This window comes from Streptomyces sp. HUAS 31 (assembly GCF_028198125.1).
Lineage (GTDB): Bacteria > Actinomycetota > Actinomycetes > Streptomycetales > Streptomycetaceae > Streptomyces > Streptomyces chartreusis.
This window is the reverse complement of record NZ_CP116353.1, coordinates 4082185-4100717: the sequence shown is the minus strand read 5'-3', so window position 1 is coordinate 4100717 and position 18533 is coordinate 4082185. Positions and strand designations below refer to the sequence as shown.

Annotated in this window: 19 protein-coding genes; 10 read left to right on the top strand and 9 right to left on the bottom strand. The window is 71.4% G+C overall.

Annotated elements, in window-relative coordinates; all coding sequences use genetic code 11:
* Positions 1 to 56: 56 nt before the first annotated feature.
* Positions 57 to 284: a hypothetical protein gene (locus PGH47_RS18055; RefSeq protein ID WP_107905865.1), complete on the top strand. Its 228-nt coding sequence runs from the start codon at positions 57 to 59 to the stop codon at positions 282 to 284.
* A 131-nt stretch (positions 285 to 415) separates the two neighbouring features.
* On the opposite strand, the gene PGH47_RS18050 is transcribed toward PGH47_RS18055, so the two are convergent.
* Positions 416 to 3655, bottom strand: coding sequence for a S41 family peptidase (locus tag PGH47_RS18050; protein ID WP_271664284.1), 3240 nt, complete (start codon positions 3653 to 3655; stop codon positions 416 to 418).
* Between the two features lie 165 nt (positions 3656 to 3820).
* On the opposite strand from PGH47_RS18050, the gene PGH47_RS18045 reads away from it, so the two are divergent.
* The 7 genes from PGH47_RS18045 to PGH47_RS18015 all read left to right on the top strand — a co-directional run bounded on the left by PGH47_RS18045 (position 3821) and on the right by PGH47_RS18015 (position 10237).
* Complete coding sequence (locus PGH47_RS18045) at positions 3821 to 4420, top strand: TetR/AcrR family transcriptional regulator (RefSeq protein WP_107905863.1); 600 nt, start codon at positions 3821 to 3823, stop codon at positions 4418 to 4420.
* Between the two features lie 104 nt (positions 4421 to 4524).
* Complete coding sequence (locus tag PGH47_RS18040) at positions 4525 to 6759, top strand: MMPL family transporter (protein WP_271664283.1); 2235 nt, start codon at positions 4525 to 4527, stop codon at positions 6757 to 6759.
* Positions 6760 to 6853: 94 nt separating this feature from the next.
* Positions 6854 to 7393 carry a YbaK/EbsC family protein gene (locus tag PGH47_RS18035; protein ID WP_443048505.1) on the top strand — a complete coding sequence of 180 codons (540 nt, stop codon included), beginning with the start codon at positions 6854 to 6856 and terminating at the stop codon, positions 7391 to 7393.
* A complete protein-coding gene (locus PGH47_RS18030) occupies positions 7390 to 8235 on the top strand; it encodes an EamA family transporter (RefSeq protein WP_271664281.1) in 846 nt (281 codons plus the stop codon). Before PGH47_RS18035 ends, PGH47_RS18030 begins: the two co-directional genes overlap by 4 nt.
* Positions 8236 to 8385: 150 nt before the next feature.
* Positions 8386 to 8796 (top strand): hypothetical protein, encoded by a 411-nt coding sequence (locus PGH47_RS18025; RefSeq protein ID WP_271664280.1) that lies wholly within the window; start codon positions 8386 to 8388, stop codon positions 8794 to 8796.
* An 18-nt stretch (positions 8797 to 8814) separates the two neighbouring features.
* A complete protein-coding gene (locus PGH47_RS18020; RefSeq protein WP_271664279.1) occupies positions 8815 to 9957 on the top strand; it encodes a hypothetical protein in 1143 nt (380 codons plus the stop codon).
* A 1-nt stretch (position 9958) separates the two neighbouring features.
* Positions 9959 to 10237 (top strand): hypothetical protein, encoded by a 279-nt coding sequence (locus PGH47_RS18015; RefSeq protein WP_271664278.1) that lies wholly within the window; start codon positions 9959 to 9961, stop codon positions 10235 to 10237.
* A gap of 21 nt (positions 10238 to 10258) precedes the next feature.
* On the opposite strand, the gene PGH47_RS18010 is transcribed toward PGH47_RS18015, so the two are convergent.
* The gene (locus tag PGH47_RS18010) at positions 10259 to 10972 is read right to left on the bottom strand and encodes a class I SAM-dependent methyltransferase (protein WP_271664277.1); all 714 of its coding nucleotides are present in this window, start codon (positions 10970 to 10972) and stop codon (positions 10259 to 10261) included.
* Positions 10973 to 11004: 32 nt separating this feature from the next.
* Positions 11005 to 12480 carry a purple acid phosphatase family protein gene (locus tag PGH47_RS18005; RefSeq protein WP_271668087.1) on the bottom strand — a complete coding sequence of 492 codons (1476 nt, stop codon included), beginning with the start codon at positions 12478 to 12480 and terminating at the stop codon, positions 11005 to 11007.
* Between the two features lie 405 nt (positions 12481 to 12885).
* Here PGH47_RS18005 and PGH47_RS18000 point away from each other — a divergent pair, with 405 nt between their 5' ends.
* Complete coding sequence (locus tag PGH47_RS18000) at positions 12886 to 13161, top strand: DUF1876 domain-containing protein (protein ID WP_107906256.1); 276 nt, start codon at positions 12886 to 12888, stop codon at positions 13159 to 13161.
* A 10-nt stretch (positions 13162 to 13171) separates the two neighbouring features.
* Here the strand turns inward: PGH47_RS18000 and PGH47_RS17995 are convergent, their stop codons facing one another.
* From PGH47_RS17995 to PGH47_RS17970, 6 genes are all read right to left on the bottom strand, one after another.
* Positions 13172 to 14344 carry a serine hydrolase domain-containing protein gene (locus PGH47_RS17995; RefSeq protein ID WP_271664276.1) on the bottom strand — a complete coding sequence of 391 codons (1173 nt, stop codon included), beginning with the start codon at positions 14342 to 14344 and terminating at the stop codon, positions 13172 to 13174.
* A gap of 36 nt (positions 14345 to 14380) precedes the next feature.
* On the bottom strand, positions 14381 to 14830 hold the full coding sequence (locus PGH47_RS17990) for an organic hydroperoxide resistance protein (RefSeq protein ID WP_271664275.1): 450 nt from the start codon (positions 14828 to 14830) through the stop codon (positions 14381 to 14383).
* A gap of 124 nt (positions 14831 to 14954) precedes the next feature.
* Positions 14955 to 15416: a MarR family winged helix-turn-helix transcriptional regulator gene (locus PGH47_RS17985; RefSeq protein WP_271664274.1), complete on the bottom strand. Its 462-nt coding sequence runs from the start codon at positions 15414 to 15416 to the stop codon at positions 14955 to 14957.
* Positions 15413 to 16174 carry an energy-coupling factor ABC transporter ATP-binding protein gene (locus PGH47_RS17980; RefSeq protein ID WP_271664273.1) on the bottom strand — a complete coding sequence of 254 codons (762 nt, stop codon included), beginning with the start codon at positions 16172 to 16174 and terminating at the stop codon, positions 15413 to 15415. Before PGH47_RS17980 ends, PGH47_RS17985 begins: the two co-directional genes overlap by 4 nt.
* Entirely contained in the window at positions 16162 to 16923 is a 762-nt protein-coding gene (cbiQ, locus tag PGH47_RS17975) for a cobalt ECF transporter T component CbiQ (RefSeq protein ID WP_271664272.1), read from the bottom strand. Before cbiQ ends, PGH47_RS17980 begins: the two co-directional genes overlap by 13 nt.
* Position 16924: 1 nt before the next feature.
* Positions 16925 to 17989 (bottom strand): energy-coupling factor ABC transporter permease, encoded by a 1065-nt coding sequence (locus PGH47_RS17970; RefSeq protein ID WP_271664271.1) that lies wholly within the window; start codon positions 17987 to 17989, stop codon positions 16925 to 16927.
* A 166-nt stretch (positions 17990 to 18155) separates the two neighbouring features.
* Between PGH47_RS17970 and PGH47_RS17965 the strand changes: the two genes are divergently transcribed.
* Positions 18156 to 18518 (top strand): SsgA family sporulation/cell division regulator, encoded by a 363-nt coding sequence (locus tag PGH47_RS17965; protein ID WP_271664270.1) that lies wholly within the window; start codon positions 18156 to 18158, stop codon positions 18516 to 18518.
* Positions 18519 to 18533: the final 15 nt, after the last annotated feature.

Here is an 18533-nt window from a genome sequence, read left to right as displayed (position 1 = left end):
TCTGGTCGAGGCCCCACCGAGGGGCCAATCCCCACCCACTACGGGAGTGAACCCACATGGGCATGAAGGACCAGTTCAAGGAGAAGTCCGAGCAGCTCCAGGAGCGTGCGCGCCAGCACGGTCAGCAGGAGCGCGGCCGTCCGCAGGGCCAGCCGGAGCGGGGTCGTCCGCAGGGCCAGCCGGAGCGGGGTCGCCCCCAGCGTCCGGAGCGGCCGGAGCGCGACCGCGAGCCCGAGCGGATGCGTGAGGACGAGGAGCGGTTCGACCAGGACTACGACCGGTAGTCAGTCGCCGCGCTGAACGCGACGCGGGGTGCCCCCTGTTCGGTGGGTGCCCCGCGTTTTGCGTTGCCCTTGAGGGGTGCGTCGTCGGGTGCGGGGCCGGTGGGGGGGGCTTCGCGCAGTTCCCCGCGCCCCTAGGGGGTTGTACGTGGCGGCAGTTTCGGACGTGACCGGTCCGGTACGTGTGAGTAGTCCGGGGGTGTTGCCGCCGGGTTGGACTCCAGGAGTTCCAGGGCCAGTTCGACCGCGTCGGTGAGTTGGGCGTGGCGGCCCTCCGCCCAGTCCAGGGGGGTGCGGAGGATCTCCAGGTCGGGGGTGACGCCCTTGTTCTCGATGCTCCAGCCGTACGCGTCGAACCACGCCGCGTTCATCGGGACCGTGATCACCGTGCCGTCGCCGAGGCGGTGGCGGCCGGTCATGCCGACCACTCCGCCCCAGGTGCGCTGCCCGACGACGGGCCCGAGCTTGAGGAGTTTGAAGGCCGCCGTGATCATGTCGCCGTCGGATGAGGTCGACTCGTCGGCCAGGGCGACCACGGGTCCGCGCGGGGCGTTGGAGGCGTACGACACCGGCTGGGCGTTGCGGGTGAGGTCCCAGCCCAGGATCGTGCGGGTCAGCTTCTCCACCACCAGTTCGCTGATGTGGCCGCCCGCGTTGCCGCGTACGTCGACGATCAGCGCGGGCCGGGACACCTCCATCCGCAGGTCCCGGTTGAACTGGGCCCAGCCCGAGCCGCCCATGTCGGGGATGTGCAGATAGCCGCAGCGGCCGCCGCTCAACTCCCGCACCACCTCACGACGTTTGGCGACCCAGTCCTGGTAGCGCAGGGGGCGTTCGTCGATCAGCGGGACCACGGCCACCCGGCGCGCCCGGCCGGCCACGCCCTCCGCCGGGGTGAACGTCAGCTCCACCGTGGTGCCGCCGGCGCCGGCCAGCAGGGGATAGGGGCCGGCGGCCGGGTCCACGGGGCGGCCGTCGACGTGGGTGAGGACCGCGCCCTCCCGGATGCCCGTGCCCGCCAGCGGGGAGCGGGCCTTGGAGTCCGACGACTCGCCGGGCAGGATGCGCCTGATGGTCCAGCCGTCGTCGCGGCGTACGAAGTTGGCGCCGAGCAGGCCCTGCCAGCGCTGGTAGTGCGGCGGGCCCTCGTTGCGGCGGGCGGCCGTGACATAGGCGTGCGAGGTGCCGAGCTCGCCGAGCACTTCGCGCAGCAGGTCCGCGAAGTCGTCGGGGGAGGCGACGCGTTCGACCAGGGGCCGGTACTGGTCGAGGACCGCGTCCCAGTCGATGCCGCACATGCCCGGCTCCCAGAAGTACGCCCGGATCAGCCGGCCCGCCTCCTCGTACGACTGCCGCCACTCGGCCGCGGGATCCACCTCGTGCAGGATGCGGCGGGCGTCGATCCACACGATGGAGTCGCTGTCGCCGGACTCGGTGGCGGGGACCGCGCGCAGGTCGCCCTCGTCGACGACGACCAGCCGGGTGCCGTCGCCGCTGACCGTGAACCAGTCGAGGTGGTCGACGAGTTCGGACTTCTTGGCCTTGCTGATGTTGAAGTGCTCAAGGGTGGGCCGCCCGGTCGTGTCGTCCGGGTTGGCGAACGTCTCGCCGAGCGCGCCCGAGATCGGCCAGCGCAGCCAGACGAGACCGCCGCCCGAGACCGGGTACAGCGCCGAGTACTTGGAGGCGGCGACCGGGAAGGGGGTGACCCTGCTCTCCAGGCCCTCGACCTCGACGATCGTCGCGCCGCCGCCGTCGCCCTCGTCGTCCTCCACCGGGTCCAGGCCCCCGGCGGCCGGGCGGCCCTCGGGGTTCAGGGCGAAGGGGGAGGGGGTCGCGGAGGACAGCGGCACCAGGTAGGGGCGGCAGCCGAGCGGGAAGGACAGGTCCCCGGTGTGGACGTCGTACACCGGGTCGAAGCCCCGCCAGGACAGGAAGGCGAGGTAGCGGCCGTCCCGGGTGAACACCGGGTTCTCGTCCTCGAAGCGGCCGCCGGTGAGGTCGACGATCAGGCGGTCCTTTATGCGGGCCAGCTTGATCTGGCGCAGGGAGCGGCCGATCCCGGGATGCGACCAGGTGAGCCAGGTCCCGTCCGGGGAGAACGCCAGGTCCCGCACGGGCCCGTTGACCGACCGGATCAGCTCCGTGACCTCGCCGTTGGAGTCCTCGGTGGCGTCGAGGAGCAGCAGCCTTCCGTCGTGCGCGGCGATGGCGAGGCGCTCGCCCCCCGGGTCGGAGACCATCTCCAGGACCCGGCCCACGTCGCCCGAGGCCAGCCGGCGCGGGTCGCGGTCGCCGGTCGCGCGGGGCAGGTAGGCGATCTCGATCGCGTCCTCGCCCTCCGCGTCCGTCACATAGGCGACCTGGCCGACCGAGCCGAGCATCTCCGGGAGCCGGACCCGTACCCCGGCGGTGTCGGTGATCGTGCGGGCCGGGCCGTCCCGGTGGGTCAGCCAGTACAGGCTGCCGCGTACGACGACGGCGCTCGCGCGGCCCGTCTCGTCGACGGAGACGCCGTCGACGTGCTGGGCGGCGGGCACCTGGTACTTGCGGCGCCCGGGGCGCGGCCCGCTCAGCCGTACGTCGAGTCGGCGCGGCTCGGAGCCTGCGGCCAGGTCGTCCACCAGCCACAGGTCGCCCGCGCACTGGTACACCACCCGGGTGCCGTCACTGGCGGCGTGCCGGGCGTAGAACGCGTCGTGGTCGGTGTGCCGGCGCAGGTCGGAGCCGTCGTGGGCGCAGGAGTAGAGGTTGCCGACGCCCTCGTGGTCGGAGAGGAAGGCGATCCGGCCGCCGACGAACATGGGGGAGGCCAGATGGCCGTCGATGTCCGGGAGCAGGCGTTCGCAGTGCAGCCACAGCCTGCCGGTGGCGCCGCCCCGGTAGCGCTTCCAGGAGGCCGGTTCGTGCGGCGGGGTGCCGGTGAGCAGCAGGGTCCTGCGTTCGTCGTCGAGGTCGGCGACCTGGATGTCGGAGCAGGGGCCCCAGGGCAGCTTGCGGCCGGGATCGCCGTCGGGACGGACCTTGTAGGCCCAGGTGTAGTGGGAGAAGGGCTCGCCGTGCGAGGCGACGGCGAGGATCACCCCGTCGGGGGTCCAGCCGCACACCTGGGTGTCCGCCGAGCCCCAGTGGGTGAGCTGCCGGCCCGGGCCGCCGTCCACCGGGACCAGGTGGATCTCGGGGACCAGGCTGCGCCAGCTCGTGTACGCGATGTGGCGGCCGTCGGGCGCGAAGCGGGGATGGCCGGTCTTGGTGCGGTCCACGGTGAGGCGCCAGGCGCGGCCGGGGCCGTCGAGAGGAGCCAGCCACAGGTCGTCCTCGGCCACGAAGCACAGCAGGTCGTCATGGAGATGAGGCAGGCGCAGATAGCTCACCTCCCCATGCTTTTCCCGCGGACGGATCGGAGTAACTCGTGACATCGCATGTCATCCGGACCGGCGTGACCCAGAACACGAACGAAACCGTTTCGTTTCGATGAGGGGTGCGCTATCGTCGTTGGTGTACGAAACCGTGTCGTTCGGAGTGGGAAGGTGAGTTCGGTGGCCGAGGTCGCAACTGCACGTCGCAGCCGGATCACCCCCGAGCGCGAGGCCGAGCTGTACGAGGCCGTGCTCGACCTGCTCCGGGAGGTCGGCTACGACGCCCTCACCATGGACGCCGTGGCGGCCCGCACCCGGTCCAGCAAGGCGACGCTCTACCGCCAGTGGGGCGGCAAGCCGGAGCTGGTGGCGAAGGCGATCCGGCACAACAAGCCGGGCAGCATCTCCGACGTCGACACCGGATCCCTGCGGGGCGACCTGCACGCCCTCACCTCGCGTGAGGACGACTGCTCCATGCAGCAGAACGCCGCGCTGATGCGGGGTCTGTTCATGGCGGTGCACGGCAACCCGGACCTTCTCCAGGCGTTCAAGGAGCTCCTCATCGAGCCCGAGATGGAGGAGTTCCACCGGGTGGTGCAGCGGGCCGTCGACCGCGGCGAGATCCGCGCCGACCGCCCCGCGCTGGAGTACATCGTGCACATGCTCGTCGGCGCGTTCGCCACGCGCACGCTGATCGACGACCAGCCGCCGACCCAGCAGTTCCTCACCTCGTACATCGACGCCGTGGTCCTCCCCGCCCTCGGCGTTCCCGTCAACTGACGAGTCCCCTTCAGCTAGCCCTCCACCTGACGTAACCGCTCACGTCGTCGGGCTGATCACCCCTGCCCAGAACCAACCCCACGACCTGACCGGGAGTCGCCCTCGTGGCCACGTTCCTCTACAAAGTCGGCCGGCTCGCCTTCAGGCGACGGCACTTCGTCGCCCTGATATGGGTCGCGCTGCTCACCCTCGCGGGTGTCGGCGCGGCCAGTGCGCCCGCAGCGGGCTCCACGTCCTTCTCGATCCCCGGCACCGAGGCCCAGAAGGCCTTCGACCTGCTGGACCAGCGCTTTCCCGGCATGAGCGCCGACGGCGCCACCGCCCGGGTCGTCTTCAAGGCGCCGCACGGCGAGAAGATGACCGACGCCGGCAACAAGGCGACCGTCCAGGACACCGTCAAGGAACTGTCCGACGGCTCCGAGGTGGCCTCCGTCGCCGACCCGTACGCCGCGAAGGCCGTCAGCAAGGACGGCACGATCGCGTACGCCTCGGTGAAGTACGAGGTCTCCGGCATGGAGCTGAAGGACGCCTCCCGCGAGGCGCTGGAGGACGCCGCGCAGGACGCGCGGGACGCCGGGCTGACCGTGGAGGTCGGCGGTGACGCGCTCCAGACCACGCCGGAGACCGGCGCCACGGAGGTCATCGGCATCGCGGTCGCCGCGGTCGTCCTCGTCATCACCTTCGGCTCGCTGATCGCCGCCGGACTCCCGCTGCTGACCGCCCTGATCGGCGTCGGCATCGGCATCTCCACCATCACGGCGCTGGCCAACGCGCTGGAGCTCGGCTCCACGACCTCGACGCTGGCGATGATGATCGGCCTCGCGGTCGGCATCGACTACGCCCTGTTCATCGTCTCCCGCTACCGCGCCGAGCTGGCCGAGGGCCGCGAGCGCGAGGAGGCGGCCGGCCGGGCCGTCGGCACCGCGGGCTCGGCGGTGGTGTTCGCCGGTCTGACCGTCGTCATCGCGCTGGTCGGACTGTCGGTCGTCAACATCCCGATGCTGACCAAGATGGGCATCGCGGCCGCCGGCACCGTCGTGATCGCCGTGCTGATCGCGCTCACCATGATCCCGGCCCTGCTCGGATACGCGGGCAAGAAGGTACGCCCGGCGGGCGCCAAGAGCCGCTGGATGGGCGGCAACCGGGCCGAGAGGAAGGCGGCCTCCGGCAAGACCAAGCCCAACATGGGCACCCGCTGGGCCAGCTTCGTCGTACGCCGTCCGATCGCCGTACTGCTGCTGGGCGTCATCGGTCTCGGCGCCGCCGCGATCCCGGCGAGCTCCCTCGAACTGGGCCTCGGCGACGACGGCTCGCAGCCGACGTCCACCACCCAGCGCCGTGCCTACGACCTGCTGTCCGACGGCTTCGGACCGGGCTTCAACGGTCCGCTGATGGTAGTGGTCGACGCCAAGGGCCAGGATGACCCGGACGCGGTCTTCCAGCAGGTCGGCGACGACATCAAGGGCCTGAAGAACGTCGTGACGGTGACGCCGGCCGCGCCCAACAAGGCGGGCGACACCGCGACGATCACGGTCATCCCGAAGTCGAAGCCCTCGTCGGTGACGACCGAGGACCTGGTGCACTCCATCCGTGACAAGGGCGCCGAGGTGAAGGCCGACACGGACGCGGACGTGCTGGTCACCGGCTCGACCGCGATGAACATCGACGTCTCGCAGAAGCTGAACGACGCGCTGCTGCCGTACCTGGCGCTGGTGGTCGGCCTCGCCTTCCTCCTGCTGATCGTGGTCTTCCGCTCCATCCTGGTCCCGCTCAAGGCCGCGCTCGGCTTCCTGCTCAGCGTGATGGCGGCGCTCGGCGCGGTGGTCGCGGTCTTCCAGTGGGGCTGGTTCGCGGGCCTCATGGGCGTGGAGGAGACCGGCCCGGTGATGTCCATGATGCCGATCTTCATGGTCGGCGTGGTCTTCGGCCTGGCGATGGACTACGAGGTGTTCCTCGTGACGCGGATGCGCGAGGCGTACGTCCACGGCGAGAAGCCGAGCCAGGCGGTGGTGACCGGGTTCAAGCACGGCGCCAGGGTCGTCACGGCCGCGGCCGTGATCATGATGGCGGTCTTCGCGGGCTTCATCGGCTCGTCCGAGTCCATGGTCAAGATGATCGGCTTCGGTCTCGCGATCGCCGTCTTCTTCGACGCCTTCGTCGTACGGATGGCCATCGTGCCGGCCGTCCTGGCCCTGCTCGGCAAGAAGGCCTGGTGGCTCCCGAAGTGGCTCGACCGCGCCCTGCCGAACGTGGACGTCGAGGGCGAGGGCCTGCGCACGCAGGGCGAGTCCCGCAAGGACGGCGACCCCGACGAGGACCGGGCGCTGGTACGCGTCTGACCGGTCACACCTGAAGAGGACCGGCCGGTGAGGGCCCCGTGGGGACGGGGAGCCCTCACCGGCCCCGTCGCTGCCGGGCGCCGAACTCGGTCGCATGTCCCGTACACGCACCGCTAGCGTGCCCTGCATGACGACGACCGACAGCACGCACTCCGGAGCCCACCCCCGGTTCGCCGCCGCCCTCGACGAGCTGGGCCTGGGCGAGCTGCGGGGGCGGATCCGCCGCTTCCCGGACGCGACCCGCACCGCCGCCGAGGCCGCCGCCGCGATCGGCTGCGAGCTCAGCGAGATCTGCAAGTCACTCATCTTCGCGGCCGACGGCGTGCCGGTGCTGGTCCTCATGGACGGCTCCTCCCGGGTCGACCTGGAGCGGGTCCGGCAGGAGCTCGGGGCCGCGAAGGTGACGCGGGCCAAGGCGGACGTCGTACGGGAGACGACCGGGTACGCCATCGGCGGCGTACCGCCCTTCGGGCACCTCACGAGGACGCGGGTGCTCGCCGACCGCTCGCTGCTGGAGCACGACGTCGTGTGGGCCGCCGCGGGCAACCCGCACGCCGTGTTCCCGATGGCGCCCGAGGACCTCGTCGCCCACGCCGGCGCGACCCTGGTGGACGTGCGCGAGCAGACTCCGTGACCCCGCTGGTCACCTCCGCCGTCCTGCTGGCCGCCGTCACGCACGCCGGCTGGAACGCCATCGCGCACAAGATCACCGACAAGCTGGTGGGGTTCACGCTCATCGCGGGCGGCGGGGTGCTGATCGGGCTGCTGCTGATGCCCTTCGGGACCTTCCCGGCGGCCCGCGCGTGGCCGTATCTGCTGGCCTCCGCCGTCATCCACATCGTCTACTTCGCGCTGCTGATGAAGTCCTTCAAGCTGGGCGACTTCGGGCAGGCCTACCCCATCGCGCGCGGCACCGCGCCGCTCGTCGTCGCCGTGTTCGCGGCCGTTTTCGCACACGAGGTGCCCAACGGCTGGGGGGCCGCCGGGATCGCCCTGTCCTGCGCGGGACTCACCGGCGTCGCCCTGTGGGGGCTGCGCGGACGCCGGCCGAACTGGGCGGCGATCGGCGCGGCGCTGGCGACCGGGCTGACCATCGCCGCGTACACCGTCGTGGACGGCCTTGGCGTGCGGGCCTCCGGCTCGTCCCTCGGCTACATCGCCTGGCTGATGGCGATCGAGGGCCTGGCGATCCCGGCGTACGCGGTGTGGCGCTGGCGCGGCGAGACGCTCGCTGTGCTGCGTCCGTTCGCCTGGCTGGGACTGCTGGGCGCGGCCCTCTCCGTCGCCGCGTACGCGCTGGTCCTGTGGGCCCAGACCAAGGCGGAACTGGCCCCGATCTCCGCGCTGCGGGAGTCGTCGATCCTCGTGGGGGCGGCCATCGGAGCGGTCGTCTTCAAGGAGCGGTTCGGGGCGCCCCGGATCGCGGCGGCCGGGCTGCTGGTCGTCGGGATCGCCTTGATGCTGCACGCGAGTTGAACCCCGAGGCGGCCTCCTGTCGCGTCCGGTCACACATCCGTCGCGCGCGGGGCATGTGGCGGATCTGTGATTGCATCACTTCGGGGGTGTCGCGCCGGGCACCCTGGGTTCGAAGTGAACGGCAGCAGTGATCTGCCCGAAGGAGGACATGTGGCCGAGAGGCCGGACTCGGAAAAGCAATTCGACGACTCCGAACTCCTGGAGATGTCCCAGGGCGACCCGGCGCAGGCGAGACTGCTGCGCAAGTCCCTGGAGACCCTCGCCGCAGGGCACGGCGGCGACGCTCTGAAGGAGATGGCGCAGGAGGTCCTCTCCGGGCGGGTCGGCCTGCGCGATGCGGCGAACGTGTCCGCGTACGCCGACCAGTTGGTCGATCAGGCGGCCCCCATGGCGGAGAAGTGGGCCGCGCTGTCCGAGGCCGAGCGCGAGGAACTGGCCGCCGAGGGCAGGCGCGCGATCGCGGCGGAGCAGGAGCAGATCGACGAGGAACGCCGCGCGACGCCCGAAACGGGCGCCGGCCACAAGTCCCGGCACGAGGGCCGGGGCTGGTCACTGTACTGACGGGGGCAGGAGACGACCGTGGGTTTTCAAGTAGAGCCGGATGCGATCCAGGGCTTCGCCTCGCTCGTGTCACGGGGCGCCGACGGCGCGACCAGAGCCGTTGAATACACGGGCAACAACACGCAGATCGACAAGGCGGTCGGCGGACAGCTCTGGGATCTCGTCGCGGGGGATCACGACCAGTACGTGGAATCCGCCAAGAAGGCCCTGCGGAAAGCACAGAGCGTCCTCAATTCCTCCCAGTCGGAACTGTCCAAGTCCGCCAAGTACTACCGCGAGACGGACACCGAGCAGGCCGCGAAGATGGACGCCACCTACCCGGGCTCCAAGGGCGGCGGGGGCGCGCCGGCCGGGGGCGGCAACGGCAGCGACTTCGCCGACGCGCAGGACGCGTCCGCCGCTCTCAGGGCGCCGGCCGGGGACAGCGACAACCCGCTGATCAGCTACGGCCAGGGCCACGTCGACGAGTACAAGATGAACCCGGTCCAGAAGACCCTCGGCACCGTCCTGGACCTGGGAAGCCCCTCGACCGTGGCGGTGGAGGCGGTGAAACTCCTCTTCGGCTTCGACATCTTCGGCGAGATCAACAACTGGGTCCTCGGCGACTGGAGCAAGTACAAGGACTGCGCCGAGGTCTGGTCGAATCTCGGCACGTTCTGCGATTCGGTGGCCGCGAACCTGAAGAAGGGCACCACCAATGTCGGCGTGACCTGGCAGGGCAACGCCTATGACGCCGCGAAGGTCTACTTCGACGAGTTCGGCAAGAAACTCGACGATTTCAAGGAGACCTTCGAATCGCTGAGGACCTGCTACGACGCGGCGGCCCAGGAGGTCTTCCAGTTCGCCGAGCTCCTGAAGGCCGGGGTCGTCTTCCTCGCGGACATGGCGATCATCTGGATGGCCAACATGGCGGCGGCCACAGCCGTCAACGCCATCCCGATCGGCGGACAGGCGGCGTCCGTCGCCATGTTCGCCCTGGCGGCGGCCCAGGCCGTCATGATGATCGAGAGGTTCGCCGCGCTGGTGAAGGCGTTCGACGCGACCATGATGGCCATCACAGGGCTCGGGGTGGTGCTGTCCGCGGCGGTCAACGGCTTCTCGGCGGCCGACGGGTTCCCCGAGGCCAGCTCCGCCGGCTACGACAACCGAGTGGTGGCCTGAGATGTCCTTCCCCGCCTCCGGCGAGAACCTTGAGCTGTTCCTCTCCCGCGCCCGGATGATGTCCGCGGGCGCCGTCCCCGCCTACCTGGCCCTCCTGCTCTTCCTCACCAACGAGGAGGGCTGGCACTGGAGCTTCCTGGTGTTCTGCTTCCTGCCGCCCGTCGCCGCGGTGGCGGGCTTCCTGGGCAAGCGGGACATCCGGCCGGGGCTTGCGGTGACGGCACTGGTCCTGGCGATCGCCCCGCTGCCGCTGATCGGCGGGATCGAGGCGTTGTTCTAGATCCTCAGGCGTTGTCCCGGATCAGGAGAGCGCCGGCTTGACCACCCGGAACGCGAACTGGCCGCAGTACGTCAGCTTCCGCAGATTCACCAGCGCCGTCCGCCGGCGCCCGTGCCGCGCCCACTGGTCGATCTCGTCGTTCAGCGGCGACTGCGTGTCCCAGTACCGGCTGTACTCCGGCGGCCGGCCCAGGTAGCTCCGCATGATCAGCGCCACCCCGTCCAGCGAGGGCCGGATCTCCTCCAGCACCAGCCCCGCCTCCTCCACCAGCCTGCGGAAGCCGTACGGCGTGTAGTTCCACAGGCTGAAGGAGTGGTACGGCTCGAACTGCGACGTCGATCCGATGAAGCGGCCGCCGGGCCGCAGCACCCGGGCGATCTCGGCGAGCAGCTCGCGCGGCCGGGCGACGTGCTCGAAGACCTGGTGGGAGTAGACCAGCGGCAGCGAGCCGCAGCCGAGGGGCAGATGGACGCCGTCGTAGTGCACCACCGGGTCGCCGCCGGCCGTGCGCTGCCCGGCCTCCGGCGAGTCGCCGATGTCGACGCCGATCCACCGCACCTCGGGGTCGTGCTTGCGGAACAGCGCGGCCGAGGTGCCGCGGCCGCACCCCAGGTCGACCACCACCCCGGGCGCGCCGGGGGCGGCCATCACCTCGTCGACGTAGTAGCGCGAGGTGACCTGCCGGGCGTGGTCGTCGGGGATGCAGTCCCGCATGAGGTCCCAGAGGGTCGCCATGCTCCGAGGCTACGAGCACGCACGGTCACGCGCTATTCACGGCCCGCGAGCGCCATGACCCCGGACAGGTCGTGCGCCCGCACGCTGTTGCGGTCGGTGACCGAGCGGCCCAGCGCGTGGTGCGGCCACAGGCCCGCGGCCACCCGCCGGCTGCGCTCGCTCCACTGCCGGGCCGCCACGTCGCCCGCCTTGAAGTGGTTGAGGGCATAGCCGCCGGAGTGGATGCGCACGAGGGTGAAGCCGCCCGGGTACTCCTTGGCGGCGGCCACCTCCTGATGGGTGACGTGCGGGGCCCGCGTCAGCACGGTCCGCTTGTTGCGGTGCGTGTGCCCGGCGTGGTGGAGGAAGACGCCGGGCGCGGAGGCGTAGGCGTCGACCAGGGCGCGGGCCTGGCGGCGCTCCAGGCACTGGCCGCGGGTCACCGGGAAGAGGGAGTCCCGCACGGTCAGCGGATGGTGGCCGAAGACCAGCGTCGGCTGGTCCGGCTGCTGCCGCAGCTGCCCCTGGAACCAGGCCAGTTGCTCGGCCCCGAGGCCGCCCGCGTCGGCGCCGTTGCCGGACTTGGCGTAGGTGTCGAGGCCGATGATCCGCAGCCCGCCGAGGTCGCGGGAGAAGTACCCGGGCCCGTCGCCCACTTGGAAGGTCGTGCGGAACGCATCGTCCCGGGATCGGTCGTGGTTGCCGCGTACGACGAAGTAGTCCTCGCCGTGCGCGCCGAAGCCGTCCAGGATCCGCCGGGCCTCGCCGAGGTCGTGCGCCGACCCGCCGGCCGAGATGTCGCCGCCGGCCAGCAGCAGGTCCGCCCCGCGCCGCCGGGCCTCGGCGACCAGGGCGCGGCTCATCAGCTCCGGGTAGGGCGCGCGGCCCGGCTGCTGGACCACGCCGCGCAGCAGGGGAATGCCGCCGACCAGGCCGGCGGTGGTCTCGCCGAGGTGCAGGTCGTTGCAGAGCGCGATCGACAGCAGGTGCCGGCCGGGCGGGGGCTGCGGGGTGGTGAAGGAGTACGGCCCGCCGCCCGAGCCGAGTCCGAACGCGGAGGTGCCCACGGCGTTGCCGCGCACCAGGTGCAGCGGGGTCGGCGTGGCGGCAGCGCCCCTGGAACGGGCCTGGTAGTAGTACGTCTGCCCGGGCTCCAGGTCGGTGAGTTCGACCTGGTGGTGGGCGGTCGCCCGGCCCTCGGAGGCGGAGCGGTTCAGCCGCGCGGGGTGGGTGCCGTAGACGACCTCGCCCTCGGTGATCGCGGGCAGGGGGTGGCCCAGGCCGTCATCGGTGCCGGGGATGCCGGTGTACCAGGTGATGACGGCGGTGTCCTCGGTCAGGGTGACCAGTTCCAGATTGACGGCGGTGAGGTCGTCGGGGTGCCACGAGCGGACCCGGCGTACGGCCGCGGAGGCCGAACGCAGCAGGGCGGGGGCGAGGCGCGCACCGGAGCGCAGCACCTCGCAGGGGCCGGGGAAGGCCGACAGTGCTGCGAGAGCGGGGAGATGGGCGGAGAAGCAGCAGCGCATGTCCTTCATGTGGCCCGGAGTGGTTAACAGGGGACGTGGCGGTGGCGGCGGGGCCAGGGCCGGCGCGCGACATCTCCATGGAAGCAGGCCGGGACCGCCCGCCGAAGGGACTGTGCCGAGTCTCACCTGATCCCGAGTTGCGGGCTTCGTCCCGGTGTGTGACCGGTGGGGCGGGGGTGCAGAGAGGGACAGATCGTGCGCAGGGGCGGACTGGGGGGGGAGCCCTCGCGGTCCCCTCGCGGTCCCCTTGCGGTCCCCTCGCGGTCCCCTCGCGGTCCCCTCGCGGTCCCCTCGCGGTCCCCTCGCGGCGGCCGCTGCGGTCGCCTCGGGGGATTCGCCGCAGCCGACTAGTCCGCCGCCCTCGTCAGGCGCACCCTGGAAGCAGTACTTCCGGAGGTGATCGTCATGATGCACACCGCAGTGGGATGGCATGTCGAGATGGAGTTCATGGAGGACGGCGAGCACACGAAGGCCGTCGCCATGGTGCGGCTGCCCGACGGGACCGAGGTACGGGCCCACGGGCACGCCGCGCGGCACCACACGGACTCCAATCAGCCACGCGTCGGGGAGGAGATCGCCGGTGCCCGCGCACTGAACGAACTCGCCATGCAGATGCTCACGAAGGCGCACGGCGAGATCGACGCGGCTTCCGGGCGCACATCGCACCCGATTCACGTGTGAACCGGCGCTCCTAGCCCGCGAGGGACGTTCGCAGCGCCCGTATCAACCCCTGCGCCCTCGGGTCCGCCGTCACCGTCTTGCGGAAGCCGTTCGTCACGTAGCCGAGCGCGATTCCCGCCTCCGGATCGGCGAAGCCGAGGGCGCCGCCGCGTCCGGGGTGGCCGAAGGAGCCCGGGCCCAGCAGGGGCGACGCGGTGCCGTGCAGCATGTAGCCGAGGCCGAAACGGGTGTTCACGACCAGGACGCGGTCCGGGCCGCAGGACTCCTCGGCCCTCGCCGATTCCACCGTCGCCGTGTCGAGGAGCCGTACGCCGTCGACCTCGCCGATCAGCGCCGCGTAGACGCGGGCCAGTCCGTCGGCGGTGGCGATGCCGTTGGTCGCGGGCAGCGCCGACGCCCGGTACGCCGGGTCGTTCTGGTCGGGGAACGGGGTGATCGCGGCGAAGGCCCGGCGGGTGAGGGAGTCGGGGTCCTGGTAGGCATCGGTGACCGAGCGCTTCGGACGGGCCTTCAGGACGGCCCCCGACGCGGGCTCCGGCGCCTCGACGCGCCCGACCCGGCCCGCCCGCCCGGCCGCCTCCTCGGCGGCAGGCAGTCCCAGCCACAGCTCGGCACCCAGCGGCCCGGCGATCTCGTCCGCGATCCACTCGCCGGTGCCCTTGCCGGTCACCCGCCGCACGATCCCGTCGAGCATCCAGCCGTACGTCAGCGCGTGATAGCCGTGCTCGGTGCCCGGCTCCCACTCGGGTGCCTGCGCGGCGACCGCCTCCGGGCCGCGCAGCGGGTCCAGCGACTCCTGTGGGGTGAGCGGGCGGTCCAGTACCGGCAGCCCGGCCCGGTGGTTCAGCACATGCCTGACCAGCACCCGCTCCTTGCCGCGGGCCTTGAACTCCGGCCAGTACTCGGCGACCGGCGCGTCCAGGTCCAGTTGCCCGCGCTGCCACAGGGCGAGGAGCACGGCGGCGGCGACGCCCTTCGTCGCCGAGCGCACGACCTGCGCGGTGCCCCGCTGCCAGGGCTCGGTGCCGTCGACGTCCTTCGTGCCGGCCCACAGGTCGACTGCCTTGCGGCCGTCCCGGTACACCGCGAGAGCCGCGCCCCGCTCGCCCAGCGTCTCGAAGTTCCGGACGAACGCGTCCCTGACCGGCTCGAAGCCCTCGGCGACAGTGCCGTTCACGTCCACGTCCGTCTCCTCGTCCTGCCTTGTGCGGGTGCCCTTCTACCCAAGCAGGATGGTGACGTCGATGTTCCCCCGGGTGGCGTTGGAGTACGGGCAGACCTCGTGCGCGGCGTCCACCAGCTTCTCCGCCAGGTCCGCGTCCAGCACCGGCAGCGAGACGCTGAGGGCGACCGCGAGGCCGTAGCCGCGGTGCTTGTTGGGGCCGATGCCGACCTTCGCGGCGACCGTGGAGCCGGAGAGGTCGTAGCCCTCGCGGTTGCCGACGAGGATCAGCGCGTTGTGGAAGCAGGAGCTGTAGCCGGCGGCGAACAGCTGCTCGGGGTTGGTGCCGTTGCCGTCGCCCCCGAGTGCGGGCGGCATCGCGACCTTCAGTTCGAGTCGGCCGTCCTGGCTGGTGACATAGCCGTCCCGGCCGCCGTGCGCGGTGGCCTCGGCGACGTACATGATCTTCGTCGGACGGGTGTCGACGGCGGTGCCCTCGGCTGTCATGGGTGGCCCTCCCCCCGGAACAGTGCGCCCCAGGAAAGAGTGCGCACAAGTACATCGTGCACAAGGTACTGGTCGGTACGGAGTCTGCCGTTACCAGGGGGTAGCAACCGCGGGTAACCCGAGATCAGCGGGTGCGTGCGGCAGCCGCCCCGGCCTTCGCCGCCAGCTGCCACAGCTCCTCGCGCAGCCGCGCCACCTCCGGGCCCTCAAGGCCCGTGGCCGCGAGCAGGGAACCGGGCACATGCGCCGCGCGCTCCCTCAGCTCCTCGGCGCGCCCCGTGCACGCGATCAGCACTGAGCGCTCGTCGCTCGCCGCGCGCTCCCGGCGGATCAGGCCCGCCGACTCCAGCCGCTTCAGCAGCGGCGACACCGTGCCGTAGTCGAGCCTCAGGGCACCGGCCAGGTCCTTCACCGTCGTCTCGCCGCGCTCCCACAGGAACAGCAGGGCCAGGTACTGGGGATAGGTCAGGCCCAGCTCGTCGAGGAGGGGGCGGTAGGCGGCCGTCACCGCGCGCTGGGCGGCGTACAGCGCGAAGCACAGCTGGTCGTCCAGGAGCAGCGACCCGGCGTCCTCTTGATGCGTCACGCGCCCATTGTCACGGAACGCGGGTCGAAGCCGAACGGCAGCTCCAGCCGGTGGGCGCGCATCAGCTCGTCGTCCGCGAGGACGTCACCGGTCCTGCCGTCCGCCGCGATCACGCCCTCGCTCAGGATCAGGGAGCGCGGGCACAGCTCCAGGGCGTACGGCAGGTCGTGCGTGACCATCAGGACCGTCACGTCCAACGAGCGCAGGATGTCGGCCAGTTCACGGCGCGAAGCGGGGTCGAGGTTGGAGGAGGGCTCGTCCAGGACGAGGATCTCCGGCTCCATCGCGAGCACCGTCGCCACCGCGACCCGGCGCCGCTGCCCGAAGGAGAGGTGGTGCGGCGGGCGGTCCTTGAACTCCGCCATGCCCACCCGCTCCAGCGCCCGGTCGACACGCTCCTCCAGCTCCGCGCCCTTGAGCCCGGCCGCGGCCGGCCCGAACGCGACGTCCTCGCGGACCGTCGGCATGAACAACTGGTCGTCCGGGTCCTGGAAGACGATGCCGACCCGGCGCCGGATCTCCGCCATGTGCTGCCTTCCGACGGGCAGTCCGGCGACCTTCACCGTGCCCGTGCCGCCGGTCAGGATGCCGTTGAGATGCAGCACGAGGGTCGTCTTGCCGGCGCCGTTCGGGCCGAGCAGCGCGACCCGTTCGCCGCGCGCGACGGAGAAGTCCACGCCGAACAGGGCCTGGTGGCCGTCGGGGTAGGCGAAGGCGAGGCCGGAGACCTCGAGAGAAGCGGTACTCACAGGGTCCATCCCAACACGCAGACGACGAGGGCGGCGACGGGCAGCGCGAGGGCGTACGACCACTGTGCCCGGGACGCGGTCACCTCGTCGATCACCGGCATCGAACCGGCGTATCCGCGGCTGACCATGGCCAGATGCACCCGCTCGCCGCGCTCGTAGGACCTGATGAACAGCGCGCCCGCCGACTTCGCGAGGACGCCCCAGTGGCGCACGCCCTTCGCCTCGAAGCCGCGCGACTCCCGCGCGATGCGCATCCGCCGCATCTCGTCCGCGATGACGTCGCCGTAGCGGATCATGAAGGACGCGATCTGCACGAGGAGCGGCGGCAGCTTCAATCGCTGGAGGCCGAGCAGCAGTTCACGCAGCTCGGTGGTGGAGGCGAGCAGCACGGAGGCGGCGACGCCCAGGGTGCCCTTGGCGAGCACGTTCCAGGCGCCCCACAGCCCGCTGACGCTCAGCGACATGCCGAGCACCTCGACCCGCTCGCCCTCCGCCACGAACGGCATCAGCACGGCGAACGCGACGAACGGCACCTCGATCAGCAGCCGCTTGAGCAGAAAGCCGGCCGGCACCCGCGCGGCGTACGCGACGAGCGCGAGCAGGACGGCGTACAGGCCGAACGCCCACATCGCCTCCCGCGGCGTCGACACCACGACGACCACGAACGCGAACGTCGCGGCGAGCTTGGTGTGCGGCGGCAGACCGTGCACGGGCGAGTGCCCGTGCCGGTAGAGCCGGTGTGCGTGCCCCGTCCCCATGTCAGGCGCTCGAACCCGCGGTGGTGCTCGTGCCCGACGGCGAGACGTCGTCCGTACGGCGCCTGCGCACCGCCCAGAACACCGCGCTGCCCGCGACCACCGTGACACCGACGCCGATCACGCCCGCGAGACCGCCGGACAGACGGGCGTCGGTGATGTCCTTGACGCCGTAGTCGGCGAGCGGGGAGTCGGCGGTGGAGTGGTCCTCGGTCTTCTTGTCGATGCCGTGGTCGGCGGCGACCTTCTCCAGGCCGTCGGGGTTCGCCGACGCGTAGAAGCTGACGAACCCGGCGAGCACCAGGGAGGTGACGAGCCCGACGACCCACACCTTGCGCGGGGAACGCGCGGCGACCGGGACGGCCGGCTCGGCGGCGGGCGCGTCCACCAGCTCGCCGCCCACCCGCAGCTGAAGGCGCTGACGCAGATCGCGGGCGCCGTACACGAGGTCGGGGCGCACGGCCACGACGGCGCCGACGGTCAGGGCGGTGATCGTGGCCTCGCCGATGCCGATCAGGATGTGCACGCCGACCATGGCGCCGGCGACCTTGCCGATGGAGACGTCGGTGGTGCCGCCGACCGCGTACATGAGCGTGAAGGCGAGTGCGGCCGCCGGTACGGACAGCAGGGCGGCGACGAAGGAGGCGACGGTGACCGAACGGCGGCTGCGGGGCAGCACCTTCACCAGGCCGCGGAATACGGCGTAGGCGACGACGGTCGTGACGATGGCCATGTTGGTGATGTTCACGCCGAGGGCGGTCAGACCGCCGTCCGCGAACAGGATGCCCTGCATGAGCAGGACGACCGAGACGCACAGCACCCCTGTGTAGGGGCCGACGAGGATCGCCGCGAGCGCCCCGCCGAGGAGATGTCCGCTGGTCCCCGCGGCGACCGGGAAGTTCAGCATCTGTACGGCGAAGATGAACGCCGCCACCAGGCCGGCCAGCGGCGCGGTGCGCTCGTCGAGCTCGCGGCGTGCGCCGCGCAGGCTCACGGCGACCGCGGCGGCGGCGACCACTCCGGTCACGGCGGAGGTGGGGGCGTCTATGAATCCGTCAGGTACGTGCACCGTTCGATGATAGTGGCTTGTTGCGAACTCCTTGCAAGAGCGAGGAGCTGGGAACTGCGAGAGGACACCCTTTTCCTCCGGGGGCAGAATTCAGGAAATATGCGACATTGGAAGGGGTGCGGAAGTACAGCTTTCGCAAAGGATGCGCAGCGTAAGGGGTCGACCGATGTCCGTAGTCGAGCAGTACGCGCGAGCCCATATCGTCACGGACGCGGACAGCCTGGCGGTCGACCAGGACGCGGTGCCGGTGGTGCTGCGGTACGACCCGGAGTCCGATCCCCGCGAGGTGCGGCTCGGGTTGCCCGGACGTGAAGCCCATGAGTGGAGCTTCGCGCGCTCACTCCTGGAACAGGGACTGCGTGCCCCCGCGGGGAGTGGAGACGTCCGGGTGTGGCCGTGCGGTCGTGTGCAGGCCGTGGTGGAGATCCACTCCGCGCAGGGCGTGTCGGTCGTGCAGTTCGAGACGAAGGCGTTGATGCGGTTCCTGCGACGGACCTATCTGGCCGCCGAGGCACCGGTGCCGCACTGAGGTTCAGCCGCGTAC